This window comes from Pseudarthrobacter sp. CCNWLW207 (assembly GCF_037203945.1).
Taxonomy (GTDB): Bacteria; Actinomycetota; Actinomycetes; order Actinomycetales; family Micrococcaceae; genus Arthrobacter.
The window spans coordinates 43,344-57,461 of the sequence record NZ_JBBCBS010000010.1 but is presented as its reverse complement, the minus strand read 5'-3'; the positions used below and the strand labels follow the sequence as shown (position 1 = coordinate 57,461).

At 65.5% G+C, this 14,118-nt stretch carries 14 protein-coding genes; 12 read left to right on the top strand and 2 right to left on the bottom strand.

What is annotated here, in order from left to right; translation table 11 throughout:
• Positions 1-3 precede the first annotated feature (3 nt).
• Positions 4-900 carry a tRNA (adenosine(37)-N6)-dimethylallyltransferase MiaA gene (gene miaA / locus V9L17_RS16740; RefSeq protein WP_337352222.1) on the top strand — a complete coding sequence of 299 codons (897 nt, stop codon included), beginning with the start codon at positions 4-6 and terminating at the stop codon, positions 898-900.
• 66 nt (positions 901-966) lie between these two features.
• A complete protein-coding gene (gene dapF / locus V9L17_RS16735) occupies positions 967-1,911 on the top strand; it encodes a diaminopimelate epimerase (protein ID WP_337352221.1) in 945 nt (314 codons plus the stop codon).
• Here the strand turns inward: dapF and V9L17_RS16730 are convergent.
• On the bottom strand, positions 1,892-2,506 hold the full coding sequence (locus tag V9L17_RS16730) for a class I SAM-dependent methyltransferase (protein WP_337347638.1): 615 nt from the start codon (positions 2,504-2,506) through the stop codon (positions 1,892-1,894). The two genes, dapF and V9L17_RS16730, sit on opposite strands and share 20 nt — an antisense overlap.
• A 429-nt stretch (positions 2,507-2,935) precedes the next feature.
• Here V9L17_RS16730 and hflX point away from each other — a divergent pair, with 429 nt between their 5' ends.
• Together hflX and V9L17_RS16720 are read left to right on the top strand one after the other, a co-directional pair.
• Positions 2,936-4,504, top strand: coding sequence for a GTPase HflX (hflX, locus tag V9L17_RS16725; protein WP_337347639.1), 1,569 nt, complete (start codon positions 2,936-2,938; stop codon positions 4,502-4,504).
• Entirely contained in the window at positions 4,497-6,554 is a 2,058-nt protein-coding gene (locus V9L17_RS16720; protein WP_337352220.1) for an ATP-dependent DNA helicase, read from the top strand. The genes hflX and V9L17_RS16720 overlap by 8 nt, the downstream gene beginning before the upstream one ends.
• Before the next feature lie 74 nt (positions 6,555-6,628).
• On the opposite strand, the gene lexA is transcribed toward V9L17_RS16720, so the two are convergent.
• A complete protein-coding gene (gene lexA / locus V9L17_RS16715; protein WP_337352219.1) occupies positions 6,629-7,375 on the bottom strand; it encodes a transcriptional repressor LexA in 747 nt (248 codons plus the stop codon).
• 347 nt (positions 7,376-7,722) lie between these two features.
• On the opposite strand from lexA, the gene V9L17_RS16710 reads away from it, so the two are divergent.
• The 8 genes from V9L17_RS16710 (at position 7,723) to V9L17_RS16675 (ending at position 13,981) form a co-directional block, all read left to right on the top strand.
• The gene (locus V9L17_RS16710) at positions 7,723-8,133 is read left to right on the top strand and encodes a LysM peptidoglycan-binding domain-containing protein (protein ID WP_337352218.1); all 411 of its coding nucleotides are present in this window, start codon (positions 7,723-7,725) and stop codon (positions 8,131-8,133) included.
• 56 nt (positions 8,134-8,189) lie between these two features.
• Complete coding sequence (locus tag V9L17_RS16705; protein ID WP_337352217.1) at positions 8,190-9,308, top strand: histidinol-phosphate transaminase; 1,119 nt, start codon at positions 8,190-8,192, stop codon at positions 9,306-9,308.
• 62 nt (positions 9,309-9,370) lie between these two features.
• Positions 9,371-9,997, top strand: coding sequence for an imidazoleglycerol-phosphate dehydratase HisB (gene hisB / locus V9L17_RS16700; protein WP_337352216.1), 627 nt, complete (start codon positions 9,371-9,373; stop codon positions 9,995-9,997).
• The gene (hisH, locus tag V9L17_RS16695) at positions 9,994-10,728 is read left to right on the top strand and encodes an imidazole glycerol phosphate synthase subunit HisH (RefSeq protein WP_337352215.1); all 735 of its coding nucleotides are present in this window, start codon (positions 9,994-9,996) and stop codon (positions 10,726-10,728) included. Before hisB ends, hisH begins: the two co-directional genes overlap by 4 nt.
• The gene (locus V9L17_RS16690; protein WP_337347646.1) at positions 10,729-10,887 is read left to right on the top strand and encodes a hypothetical protein; all 159 of its coding nucleotides are present in this window, start codon (positions 10,729-10,731) and stop codon (positions 10,885-10,887) included. It begins immediately after the preceding gene.
• 54 nt (positions 10,888-10,941) lie between these two features.
• A complete protein-coding gene (priA, locus tag V9L17_RS16685; RefSeq protein WP_066285946.1) occupies positions 10,942-11,688 on the top strand; it encodes a bifunctional 1-(5-phosphoribosyl)-5-((5-phosphoribosylamino)methylideneamino)imidazole-4-carboxamide isomerase/phosphoribosylanthranilate isomerase PriA in 747 nt (248 codons plus the stop codon).
• 20 nt (positions 11,689-11,708) lie between these two features.
• The gene (locus V9L17_RS16680) at positions 11,709-12,632 is read left to right on the top strand and encodes an SseB family protein (protein ID WP_337352214.1); all 924 of its coding nucleotides are present in this window, start codon (positions 11,709-11,711) and stop codon (positions 12,630-12,632) included.
• Positions 12,633-12,688: 56 nt separating this feature from the next.
• Positions 12,689-13,981, top strand: coding sequence for an MFS transporter (locus V9L17_RS16675; RefSeq protein WP_337352213.1), 1,293 nt, complete (start codon positions 12,689-12,691; stop codon positions 13,979-13,981).
• The last annotated feature ends 137 nt before the right edge of the window (positions 13,982-14,118 follow it).

Below are 14,118 nucleotides of genomic sequence, written 5' to 3'. Positions count from 1 at the left end.
CCGGTGGCACGCCCACCGGTCATAGCCGTTGTTGGCCCCACCGGGTCCGGTAAGTCCGACCTCGCTGTCAACCTGGCCTTGGCCCTGGACGGCGAGGTGGTCAACGCCGACGCCATGCAGTTCTACCGCGGTATGGACATTGGCACGGCGAAAATCACCACCGCCGAACGCAGGGGAGTTCCCCACCACCTGCTCGACACCCTGGACGTCACCGAGGAAGCGAGCGTCTCGGACTTCCAGCGGCAGGCCCGCGCCATCATCGCAGACATCCACCAACGTGGTAAGCGTGCCATCCTGGCCGGTGGTTCCGGACTCTATGTCCGTGCGGCGCTGGACGTCCTGGAGTTCCCGGGAACCGACCCCGACGTACGCGGCCAGCTGGAAGCGGACTATGCGGCCGAAGGTTCCGGGCCGCTCCTTGCCCGGCTCCGTGTCGTCGACCCCATTTCGGCCGACCGTGTCTCAGATGCCCGGCGTATCATCAGGGCGCTGGAAGTCCACCAGCTCACTGGGCGGCCCTTCAGTTCTTTCATGCCCCGGCGGGAGTATTTCCAGCCCGCCCTCCAGATCGGACTGGCCGTAGACCGGGATCAGCTGCGCGAACGGCTGGCGCAGCGCGTTCATAGCATGGTGGACAAGGGGCTGCTGGAAGAGGTCCGCCGACTGGACGCGGCAGGCCTGCGCCGCGGCAAGACGGCCCCGCGGGCTTTGGGCTACTCCCAGTTCCTCAAAGTCCTCGACGGCGGCGCCACCGTCGAGGAAGCCGTCGAGGAGACCATCGTGGCGACCCGGCAGTTTGCCAGGCGGCAGCTGACCTGGTTCCGCGCCGATCCCCGGATCAACTGGCTGGACTGGCAGGATCCCGACCTTGAAACCCGCGCGGCGGCGCTCTGCACCTGAACCCACGCAGCTCCCTGGCCGGGGGCGGGTTTCTGTGGCCCTGCCTTTGGCCGGTAGCCTTGGAGCATGGACGCTACCCCTGCTGTGACTCTCGAGCCCGCCTTCGCCGCCTTGGGCGGACTCCGCTTCTCTAAAGGGCACGGTACAGGAAACGATTTTGTCCTGGTCGCTGACCCTGACGGTGTCCACACTATTGCCGCAGACCAGGTGGCCGCGCTGTGCGACAGGCACCGCGGCATAGGCGGCGACGGACTCATCCGCGCCGTGCCATCGCGATACCTGCCCGAGGGCCGGGAACTGCTCGAAGGAACACCGGACGCGGAATGGTTCATGGACTACCGCAACGGAGACGGCTCCCTGTCTGAGATGTGCGGCAACGGCGTCCGTGTGTTCGTCCACTTCCTCCGGGCCGAGGGCCTGGTTGACCTGCCCGACGGCGGGGCCCTGACCATCGGAACCCGCGGCGGGGTCAAGACCGTCGTCCGCACGGGCGAGGACTACGCCGTCGACATGGGCCCCTGGCAGTTCATCTTCCCCGGCGCGGCCACCGCCAAAGCCATGGACTCCCTGGTCACAGCCGATGGCCTGGAAGTACCCCGCCCCGCCATCTCCGTCAGCATGGGCAACCCGCACACCGTAGTGGCCCTCGCCGAGCTTTCCGAGCTGGAAGCCACCCGGCTCTTCACCGCACCGCATGTCGATCCAACACCCGTCAACGGAACCAACGTCGAATTCGTGGTCCCCGCGGAGCCGCTGGTGCACGACGGCGTAGGCACCATCACCATGAGGGTCCACGAACGCGGTGTCGGCGAAACGCAATCCTGCGGCACAGGCGCCTGCGCCGCTGCCGTGGCAATCCGGCATTGGGCCGGGGCCGGCGCACCAGACGCCTGGAACGTCAAGGTGCCAGGCGGCGTCGTCGGCGTTAAATTCTTTGCCGGAGCCGGTGGGCACGAGCACGTCGAACTCAGCGGCCCGGCCGTGATTGTGGCTAGCGGGACGCTTTCCTGACCCGCAGGATCCTGAAGGATTTGGCCGTGGCTTCCCGGGTGACGGTGAACGAGGCGTCCAGCTCCTGGGACAGCCAGCGCTGAAGGGAATCGGAGCCGAGGTTCTTTTGCACCACCAGCCATGCTGAGCCGCCAGGCGCCAGCCTCGGAATCCACAGCTTCAGCAGCGAGTGGAGTTCCTCCTTACCGATCCGGATCGGCGGGTTGGACCAGATCGTGTCAAAGCGGAGTTCCGGGTCCACATCCTCCGGCATGCTGGCCGTCACGTTGCCCAGGCCGAGCGAAGCCGCATTTTCGTTTGTCAGCGTGATGCAGCGCTCGTTGACGTCCACGGCGTAGACATGGGCTGCCGGCGACTTCAGGGCCATCGTGAGCGCAATCGGACCCCAGCCGCAGCCGATGTCCAGCAGGTTTCCCGACGGCGACGGCGCCGGGACTTCGGCGAGCAAGACGGCGGTGCCCTTGTCTATCCCGTCAGGGCTGAAGATGCCACCGGATGTCTGCAGTGTGCGCGTTTCCCCAGCGAGATCCACCGTGAGCGGCTTGCGGGTAAAGGGCCCTGCGGGCGATGCGCTGAAATAGTGTGCGGACTCCATAACTGGCCAGATTAGTTGGCCCTGAAGCGTAAGGGAAACCGCGGGGGATCGGGTCTGCTAATCTGGAAGGCATGTTCCTGATCTTCGAGTAGCCGGCACGGGTTGAACCCGTCCCGCAGCCATGTCCCGCAGCGATGCAGGTTTCCTACCTTCCGCAGATGCGTCATCGACCAAGCTTTCGCCGGCTGGTCCGACCGCCGGGCAATACTCGAAGCCAGCTTCCCGCTGCGCCCCTCCTGACGTTGCCTGCGCATACCACTTCCTCCACCCTTTCGAAGGCGTGGATCCTACGCTGCACGCCATCGCTTGTACGGTGTGCGCAACAGACAGGAGTCCTGGATGACCGCCAGCCGTCAGCCCAGCGCGAATACGTCCCCACTCACCAGCAATCGGCACTATTCTGGAAATGCCGAATCTTCAAAGGAGACCATGACCAGCCAGCCCAACACCGGATCCGATCCAGCAGCCCAGGATATGAGCCCGGAGGAAATCCAAGCTGTCATCGACCGGATTCTTTCCAAGGATGTTCCGGCAAAACGAGGCCCCGCCGCAGAAGGCGACGGCAGGGCGGTGTTCGGCAAAGCCCAGGCGATCTCCCGCCTAGAAGAAGAACACAGCGCCTACGACGGCGACCAGCAGGACCTCGAAGAGCGCCGGGCACTCCGCCGCACGGCAGGGCTGTCCACGGAACTCGAAGACGTCACCGAAGTCGAATACCGTCAGTTGCGCCTCGAGCGCGTGGTCCTGGCTGGCCTGTGGGCCGAAGGAACGCTCGCGGACGCTGAAAACTCACTTCGTGAGCTTGCAGCGTTGGCCGAGACCGCCGGTTCGGAAGTCCTGGACGGCATGGTCCAGCGCCGAGCCAAACCGGACCCCGGAACGTTCCTAGGGTCAGGCAAAGCCCTGGAACTCAAGGAAATCGTGATGTCCACCGGCGCGGACACCGTAGTGGTTGACGCCGAACTGGCTCCCTCCCAGCGGCGCGGGCTGGAGGACATCGTCAAGGTCAAGGTCATTGACCGTACGGCCCTGATCCTGGACATTTTCGCCCAGCACGCCAAGAGCCGTGAGGGCAAGGCCCAGGTGGAACTGGCTCAGCTCGAATACTTGCTGCCACGCCTGCGCGGCTGGGGCGAATCCATGTCCCGCCAGGCTGGTGGCCAGGTGGGCGGCGCTGGCGCCGGTATGGGTTCGCGTGGTCCCGGTGAGACGAAAATCGAACTGGACCGTCGCCGGATCCGTACCCGCATGGCTAAGCTGCGGCGCGAGATCGCCGCGATGAAGCCGGCCCGGGAAACCAAACGGGCCAACCGGCGTCGTAATTCAGTGCCGTCCGTTGCCATCGCCGGCTACACCAACGCCGGGAAATCGTCGTTGCTGAACCGGCTGACGGACGCTGGCGTTCTGGTGGAGAACGCGTTGTTCGCCACCTTGGACCCGACCGTGCGCAAGGCGGAGACCGCGGATGGCCTGGGCTATACCCTGGCGGACACCGTGGGCTTTGTCCGCTCGCTTCCCACCCAGCTCGTGGAGGCATTCCGTTCCACACTGGAGGAAGTAGCGGACGCGGACCTCATCCTGCATGTGGTGGATGCCTCGCACCCGGACCCGGAAGGCCAGATCGCCGCCGTCCGCAAGGTGTTCAGCGAAGTCGATGCCCGCAAGGTGCCGGAAATCATCGTCCTGAATAAGGCAGACGCCGCGGATCCGTTTGTGATCGAACGACTCAAGCAGCGCGAACCCCGCCATGTGGTGGTGTCGGCGCGGACCGGCGAAGGGATCGCGGAGCTGCTGCGCGAGATCAGCAGCTCGATCCCGCGGCCCAGCGTCAAGCTTGAACTCCTCATTCCCTACAATCGTGGCGACGTGATCAGCAAACTGCATGACACCGACGCGGAAATCCTCAGCCTTGACCATGGCGAGGACGGAACGCGGGCAGTGGTGATGGTCCGGGAAGGCCTCGCGGCTGAACTGGAATCATTCGTCAGCAATGGCTGAACCGGTGGCAGGTGAGCCTTCAGGCACGGCCGGCGAGCAGTTCGTGATCGAACTGCTCGACCGCGCCGTGGCCGGAATGGGCGGACAAAGCCGGAGCGGCCAGCATGAGATGGCCAGGCAGGTGGCCCGTGCCATCGAAACCGGCGACCACCTCCTGGTCCAGGCCGGCACTGGAACGGGAAAGTCGCTGGCTTACCTGATTCCGCTCATTGCGCACTCGCTGGTGAGCAACAAGCCCACCTTGGTTTCCACCGCAACATTGGCCCTGCAGACACAGATTGTGGGCCGGGACCTGCCGCGGCTGCTGAAGACCATCACCCCGGCCCTGGACCGCCCCGTCAAGGTGGCGCTGGTGAAGGGTCGCTCCAACTACGTCTGCCGGCACAAGCTTGAAGGCGGGTTTCCCTCGGAGGAACCCTCCGAAGGCCAGCTTTTTTCCCTTGGCGAGGACACCAGCGTGCCGCACTTCGCAGCCGCTCTCGGGGGACCGGCATCGCAGTTGGGCAAAGAGGTAGTGCGGCTGCGCGACTGGGCGCAAAAAACCACTACCGGCGACCGTGACGAACTCCTCCCGGGTGTCACGGACCGTGCCTGGCGGCAGGTTTCGGTGACGTCGATGGAATGCCTGGGGGCGCAGAAGTGCCCGATGGCCGCTGAATGCTTCAGCGAACTCGCCCGCCAGGACGCGGCCGACGCCGATGTTGTGGTCACCAACCACGCGATGCTCGCCGTCAGCGCGTTCGAGGGGCTGGCTGTCCTGCCCGAATACGACGTCGTGGTGGTTGACGAGGCGCACGAACTCCAGGACCGGGTGACTGGTGCGGTGTCCGGGCAGCTGTCCGTAGCGATGGTCCATGCGGCGGCTGCCGGAGCGCGGAAGCACACGGCCATTACGGTGGACGCCCTCAACGCTGCGGCCGCCAACCTGGAACTGGCATTGGCAGGGGTTCCCAACGGGCTCCTTCCCAACGGCCTAAATGACGAGCAGCTGGACTGCATCGACCAACTGCGTGACGCCTGCAGGGCTGCCCTGTCCGACTCGAAGGGGGACAGCAGCCAGACGGCCGACGGCGGGCGCCAGCTCGCGCGCTCACGCCTGATGCTCATCCTGGAACTGTGTGAACGGCTGATCGTGGCCCGGGAGAACCGGGAAGTGGTGTGGTTCTCGCGCGCCAGCACCTTCGATCCGCAGCAAGGCTATGCGCAGCCCGACGACGCCGCACCGGCACTGATAAACATCGCACCGCTCAGCGTCGCAGGGAAGCTTCGCGAGGGACTGTTCGAAGGCCACACCGTGGTGCTGACCTCGGCCACACTGGCCATCGGCTCCGCTTTCGAGCCGGCCGCCGGCGGGCTGGGCCTTGTGGGCCCGGGCGCCCCGAGCTGGACGGGCATTGACGTCGGTTCCCCGTTTGACTACCCAAAGCAGGGAATACTGTACGTTGCCGGGCACCTGCCCAAGCCCGGGCGCGGTGTGTCCCCGGAGGCACTGGAGGAGCTCGAGGCGCTGATCAGGGCCTCAGGCGGCGGTGCACTGTGCCTGTTCTCCTCACGCCGCGCCGCAGAAGAAGCAGCCGACGCCTTGCGGCCCCGTCTGGGACTGAGCATCCTCTGCCAGGGCGATTCCACGATGACCGCCTTGGTCAAGCAGTTCGCCGACGAGCCCGACACATGCCTCTTCGGAACCATGTCCCTGTGGCAGGGAGTGGACGTACCCGGGGGCTCCTGCCGGCTGGTGGTGATTGACCGCATTCCGTTCCCTCGGCCGGACGACCCCCTTATGACTGCCCGTTCCCGGGCCGTCGCCCAGGCCGGCGGCAACGGCTTTATGTCGGTCTCCGCCACTCATGCCGCCATCCGGCTTGCCCAGGGTGCCGGCCGGCTGATCCGGTCCACCGGGGACAAAGGTGTGGTGGCGGTGCTTGATTCACGGCTGGCCACCGAGAGGTACGCCGGATTCCTCCGGGGTGCGCTGCCGCCCTTCTGGCCTACCACAGATCGCAAGATCGCGTTCGCGGCGCTGGAACGGCTGTCCAAAGAGCACGCCTGAGTTAACTGCGAAGATCAGCTGAGCCAGCCCTTGTGGGAGGGCCCAGCTGATCTTTTTGCTGCTGGGGACTGTACCTAGAGTGAACGCAGAACCGAAACGACCTTGCCCATGATGGTGGCGTGGTCGCCAAGGATGGGTTCGTACTGCGTGTTCTGCGGCAACAGCCACGTGTGGCCGTCCCGCTGGCGGAACGTCTTGACGGTTGCTTCGTCGTCCAGGAGTGCTGCGACGATGTCCCCGTTCACGGCGTCGGCCTGGCGCCTCACTACCACCCAGTCGCCATCGCAGATGGCCGCGTCCACCATGGAGTCTCCGGCCACCCTGAGCATAAAGAGCTCGCCCTGACCGACCAGTTGGCGGGGGAGGGGCATCACGTCTTCAACCACCTGGTCCGCAAGGATCGGCCCGCCGGCTGCGATCCGGCCCACCAGGGGAACCATGGCCGTATCCATGGCAGTGGAAAGCTCCGTTACCTTCCCGCCGCTGATGCCCCGCAGGGTTGCCGGTGCGGCGGAGCCCGGAGCCTTGGCAGTCCCGCCATCCAAGGTGAGCGGCATCAGGACCTCCATGGCCCGTGGCCGCTTAGGGTCCCGGCGCAGGTATCCCAACTTCTCCAGCTGCGAGAGTTGATGCGTCACGCTGGAGAGGCTGGCCAGCCCCACGGTGTCGCCAATTTCGCGCATGGACGGGGGGTATCCGTTGTCATTGACTGAACGCTGGATCGTTTCCAGGATCTTCTTCTGACGGGCAGTCAGCCCCTTGGGAGTCCTCTGGGGCTGTGGACCCCGCTGGGTCGCCCTGCCGCCGGCTGCTGCTGCCATGTTAGCCAATGCCTTTCCGTTGCCCCGGTGCCTCCGGCGCCGGGTGCCGGGAGCCTCCGGCATTGATTGTCAGACCCTGCTGATCAACTACAGAGGTGGCTGTACTTCGGGTGGTTGATCCTTGGTTCAAACGTAGGCCAGCCGCAACACTTTTTCAAACATTTGTTCTAGCGAGTCTCGACAATGTTCGTTGATAAGTGCTAAAACAGAAGAAGCAAAGTTCGAACATGTGTTCTATTCGCTTCCGGAAGCGTTCGAAGATTCGAATACTTCGGGAACGTCCGCTTCGCCGGACAAGCGGAAGGAACACTCCGGGCAGCAAAGCATGGTCCAGGAGGGCTCATTTCATGTCAGCGTTTTCAGCATCGCAGGACTCCCGTCCGCAGTTCGTCTCGGTACAGCACCTCACGTCAGTCCCGCAGGTCCGCCCCGGCAAGCAGCCGTTGCCGCCCCTTCGCCTGACGCGACGCGGACGGGTGGTCCTGATCGGCATCCCGCTGGTCCTGCTCGCTGTCCTGATCTTCCTGCTGGCGGGATTCTTGAACGCCCCCGCCAAGGCAGCAGACTCCGCAGCCGATCTCGCAGTCACACCGACAGTGTCCGTCACCGTGCAGTCCGGGGAGTCGCTGTGGGCGATCGCGGCAGCGGTTGCGCCCGAGCGCGATCCCCGTGACGTGATAGCGGACATCGTCCAGCTCAACAACCTCACTGCCGGCGCTGTCGTGCCAGGCCAGCAGCTGTTTGTACCTGTGAAGTGACGCTGCCGCTGACCGTCACATTTTCGGGGTCCATGCTTCGGCACTAAACTGTTCAGGTGAATGACCAGCTAGAGCGTCTGAACCGCCTTCCCCTCCGCAGCAACCTCCGTGGCCTGACCCCGTACGGGGCTCCCCAGTTGCATGTTCCCATTCTGCTGAACGTCAACGAAAACACCCACGGCGTTCCTGCGGACGTACGGGCCGCGATCAGCGCAGCAGTCACCGAGGCAGCCGCCGGCCTGAACCGCTACCCGGACCGTGAATTTTCCGATCTCCGCGTTGCGCTGGCCGAGTACCTTGGCCACGGTCTTGACGCAACCAACATCTGGGCAGCCAACGGCTCTAACGAAGTGCTTCAGCAAATCCTCCAGGCGTTTGGCGGACCCGGCCGCACGGCCCTGGGCTTCCCTCCCACGTACTCCATGTACCCCCTACTGGCCAGCGGCACCGACACAAAGTACGTTGCCGGCCAGCGCGCGCTCGGCTACGGCCTCAGCGCCGAATCAGCCGCCTTGCAGGTGAAGGAACTCCAGCCGAACATCGTTTTCCTGAGTTCGCCCAACAACCCCACCGGTACAGGTCTGGGGCTGGATGTTGTGGAGGCCGTGTACGCCGCCGGCGAGGAGAGCCAGACCATCGTGATTGTGGATGAGGCTTACCACGAATTTGCCCACGACGGTACGCCGAGCGCCCTGACCCTGCTGCCGGGTCGGGAACGCCTCATCGTCACCCGGACCATGAGCAAGGCCTTTGCCCTGGCCGGAGCCCGGTTGGGCTACATGGCTGCCGCACCCGAAGTGACGGACGCCCTGCGCCTCGTGCGGCTGCCGTACCACCTGTCCGCCGTCACGCAAGCCACGGCCTTGGCCGCCCTCCAGCATCGTGAGGCGCTGATGGCCGATGTTGAGGACATCAAGAAGCAGCGTGACCGCATCGTCTCGGAGCTCACACGGATGGGCCTCAAACCCGCCGCTTCGGACTCGAACTTCGTCTTTTTCGGCGGACTGGACCGGCCCCACGACGTCTGGCAGCAGCTGCTGGACTCCGGCGTCCTGATCAGGGACGTCGGAATCCCCGGCCATTTGCGCGTCACAGCCGGGACTGAGACAGAAACCACTGCCTTCCTCACATCCCTGGAAGCCATCCTGGCGAGCCAGGCAAAGCTGCCCGCCTAAACTTGAGTTAGCCGCGCTGCGCGCGCCGGCAATCACTCCTTCTTCGCAAAGGACATATGACCATGAGTTCCACCGGATCCAGCACTGCCGCGTCCCGCATCGCACGCATGGAGCGTGCCACCAGCGAATCGTCAGTACTCGTGGAGATCAACCTCGACGGAACCGGCGTCTCAGACATCGACACCTCGGTCCCGTTCTATGACCACATGCTCACGGCACTGTGCAAGCACTCGCTCATTGACATGACCGTAAAGGCCACCGGCGACACCCACATCGACGTCCACCACACCGTGGAAGACGTCGCCATTACCTTCGGTGAAGTCCTGCGCACAGCCCTCGGCAACAAGGCCGGCATCCGCCGCTTCGGCGAAGCCACCGTGCCGCTGGATGAAGCCCTGGCGCACGCGGTAGTTGATGTCTCCGGCCGGCCCTACCTGGTTCACGGCGGCGAGCCTGCCGGCCAGGAGTACCACCTGATCGGTGGCCACTTCACCGGGTCGCTGACACGGCACGTCTTCGAGGCCATCACGCTGCACGCAGGCATCTGCCTGCACATGAACGTCATCGCCGGCCGGGACCCGCACCACATCGTCGAGGCACAGTTCAAGGCATTCGCCCGTGCATTGCGTGCAGCCGTGGAGCCAGATCCCCGTGTAGAAGGCATTCCGTCCACCAAGGGTGCCCTGTGAGCGGCCAGATCCTCCGCGATGGAGCCGTTATCGACCCGGCTTCCCTGAAGAAGCCGGAATCACCGGAAGGCAAGCCCACCGTCACCGTGCTCGACTACGGGTCCGGTAACGTCCGTTCCGCCGTGCGCGCCCTCGAACGGGCCGGGGCAGAAGTCATCCTCAGCTCCAAGCCCGAGGACGTACTGAACGCCGACGGCCTCGTGGTCCCCGGCGTCGGCGCGTTCGAAACGGTCATGCGCGAACTGAAAGCCGTGGATGGCATCCGCCTCATCGGCCGGCGCGTCGCCGGTGGGCGTCCAGTGCTGGGTATTTGTGTAGGCCTCCAGGTCCTGTTCGAGGCTGGTGTGGAACACGGCACCGAGGCCGAAGGCATGGGGGAGTGGCCCGGAAAGGTGGAACTCCTTCCGGCGGAGGTCGTGCCGCACATGGGCTGGAACACCGTCAAAGTGCCGGAAGGGTCCACGTTGTTCGCAGGCGTCGAGGACCAGCGTTTCTATTTCGTGCACTCCTACGGCGTCCAGGAATGGAACTTTGACGTGGTGCAGCCGCGCATGGCACCGCCCAAGGTCACCTGGTCCGAGCACGGTGCGCCGTTCATCGCTGCCGTGGAGAACGGACCGCTTTGCGCCACCCAGTTCCACCCGGAAAAATCCGGCGACGCCGGAGCCCGCCTCCTGCGCAACTGGGTGGACGCCCTGCGGAAGCCTGCACCCGCGGATGGCAACGCCTAGATGTGGTCCATTGTCCTGATGGGGCTCGCCGGCCTCCTGGTGGGCGGTGCCCTGTCCTTCCGGCAGCAGCACAAGCCGCTCTGGACCCAAATTGGCTTCTACGTCCTGGCCGGCATGTCCCTGCTGGCTGCCGCCCTGCTGACCTTTCCCGGAAGCTAGCCCGCACCGGGCCACCTCCCACTAACAGCTGCACACCTACCTGAGGATTCTGAGATGACCACCGCAAACGATCTGCCGGTTCTTGAACTGCTCCCCGCCGTCGACGTCGTGAACGGCCAGGCCGTCCGGCTGGTCCAGGGTGAGGCCGGCAGCGAAACGAGTTACGGCACTCCGTTGGAAGCCGCCCTCAACTGGCAGCAGCAGGGCGCCGAATGGGTACACCTGGTGGACCTCGACGCCGCGTTCGGCCGCGGCTCCAATGCAGAACTCCTCCGCGAAGTGGTGGGCCGCCTGGACATCAAGGTGGAGCTCTCCGGCGGACTTCGGGACGATGAATCACTGGAAGCTGCCTTGGACCTCGGCGTGGCACGAGTGAACCTTGGCACCGCGGCCCTGGAAAACCCGGAATGGACAGCCCGGGCCATCGACCGCTTTGGCGACAAAATCGCCGTCGGCCTCGACGTCCGCGGAACCACGCTGGCAGGCCGCGGCTGGACCAAGGAGGGCGGTGACCTCTGGGAGGTCCTCGGCCGCCTGGAGGAAGCCGGCTGCGCCCGATACGTTGTCACCGACGTCACCAAGGACGGCACCCTGCAAGGGCCCAATGTGGAATTGCTGCGCCAGATGGTGGAGAAGACCGGCAAGCCCGTGGTGGCCTCCGGCGGCATTTCCAGCCTCGATGACCTCAAGGTGCTCCGTTCCCTTGTCCCGCTGGGCGTCGAAGGCGCCATCGTGGGCAAGGCCCTCTACGCCGGAGCCTTCACGCTGCCCGAAGCCCTCGACGTCGCCGGCCGCCGCTAAGCCCCGGTCAGCCTGACAGGATGGAACCGAACGGCACTGCACCTGGCCTGGACGGCGCTTCCGGCAGCATTTCCGGCACGGCCGGACCGGCGCAGCGGCACCTGCCCGGCCACATCGCAGCAGCCCTCGCCGGAGCCGGTGGAGTGGCAGACTCGGCGGGCCGGCCGTGGCAGGGCCGAAGCCTGGCCGGGGACGACGGGAAGATCCACAACTTCGAGGACGACGACGGAACGGCCGACGCCGGATACCTCGCCGCGGTTGCGGCGCTTCGGAACGGAAGCGGAGACGAGGCGGCCGTCGTCGCCTCGCTGGCGACAGCAAGGGTGTTTATCCCCATCATTGCCCAGCTCGCGGAAGAAGCCGAAGGCGAAGACGGCCTGACGGCTGACAAGCAAGCGGACATGGCGCTCGTGATGCTGAAGGCAGCCGACGGCAGGACCGCAATGCCCGCCTTCACATCCGCCCAGGCGCTGTCCAACTGGCACCCGGATGCCCGGCCGGTGGCTGTGTACGCCGCGAGGGCTGCCCTCTCCGCGGTGTCGGAACAGGCCGAACTCCTGGTGCTGGATCCCGGTTCTGAAGTCACGTTTGTGGTCCGTCGTCCTGCCGTGTGGGCACTGGCCCAGCAACGCACCTGGGTGCCCTCCTACCTGGACCGCGAAGTGGCCGCCACAATAGCGGAGGCTGCTACCAGATTCCCCGCCGTCCGGAATATCGGACTCCTGCCTGGGGCCGGCGTCGCCTCAACAACTGGGATCGGTGACACGTTGCCGGGTGGGGGCGCGGGTCCCGAACTGCAGGTGGTGCTTTACCTTGAGGACGGCCTTGACGCCGCCGCGGTCCAGGAGCTCGTGGCCGGCCTCCAATCCGCCTGGTCCAGGAATGTATTGTTTGGGGAGCGGGTTGACTCGATCGAAATCAAGTTGAGGCGCGCTGTTCAATAGCTGACGGTCAGCGGGGAGACCCCTCGGGCTGCCCGCGGCAGACCAAAGGAATTTCCGTGAATTTCGCCCTATACCGGGAGCTGCTCTCAGTGCGCCCCATCAGGCGGCTGCTGCTCGTAGGCATGATTGCCCGTATCCCGCACTCCGCCGCCGGCGTCCTGCTGACCCTGCACATCGTCCTGACGCTGGACAAAGGCTACGCTGCCGCCGGGGCCGCCGCGGCCGTGATGACCATCGGCATAGCGCTCGGGGCGCCGTGGCGCGGCCGGCGCGTGGACACAGTGGGCCTGCGCAGGGCCCTCATCCCGTCGGTGGTTTCCGAAACAGTCATCTGGTCTGCGGTGCCCCACGTGACGTACGAATGGCTGCTGCCGCTGGTCTTCATCGGCGGGCTGCTGACCCTCCCGATCTTCAGCGTCCTCCGCCAGTCCCTGGGCGTCCTGGCAGACGGCGACCAGCGGCGGACCGCCTTCGCCCTGGACTCCATCACTACCGAGATGGTGTTCATGATCGGCCCCGCCGTCGGAGCCGTGGTGGCTACCAGTGGTTACTCCGTCCTCGGGCTGACCATCGTTGGCGTCTCCACCTCACTGGCAGGGCTGTTCCTGATGTGGTTCAACCCGCCCACCCGGAGCGTCGTCCAGACCGAGGAATGTGAGGCGGACCAACGCCACGCAGCGGAAGTTGCCGTGGTCTCCGCCGCACCGGCCCACGTCCAGGAGGCGGCGGCAGACCTGATGCCAGCCGCTACCCATGGCGGACCCGGTCTCCGGGGAAGGGTGGCCCACAACTTCGCGTGGTTCACGGCCACTGTCGCGGCCGTCTTTGCGGTTGCGGCGGGCGCCGGGATGGTGCTCAGCGGCACGGACGTCGGCATCGTCGCAGCTCTCGAAACAGGCGGACACCAAAGCGAGATTGGTATTGTGTTCCTTTTCTGGTGTGCCGCGTCCGTGGTCGGCGGCCTCGTTTATGGCGCGATGCACCGTCCGGTCTCGCCGATTGTCCTCCTTCTGGGAATGGCCGCCCTGACCATCCCGATGGGCTTCGCGCACGATACGTGGACTCTGGCGTTCGTCTCGATCCTGCCCGGCCTCCTGTGCGCTCCGGTGTTGTCCGCCGCGTCCGAGAAAGTGGCGGACCTGGTGGCTGAGGAACGTCGCGGAGAGGCAATGGGCTGGTACGGTTCCGCGCTGACTGCCGGCGTGGCACTCGGCGCACCGCTCGCGGGAATTTTTATTGACGGTATGGGGTCCTCCGGCGGGTTCGTGTCCGTCGGCGTCGCCGGCGTTGTGCTGTGCCTCGTGGGACTGGTGCTCCAGCAGCGCCGGCGCAGCCGCACCGCTGCCTGACGGCACCCGCATGACGACCCGCAAAATTGACGACGGCGGCGGGGTGGCCACCATGGTCAGCCCGCCGCCGTCGTCATCCTGCCCAACTAGGTAGCAGCAGGTGTCGTTTTGAGCGTCCAAAACGACATCTACTGCCA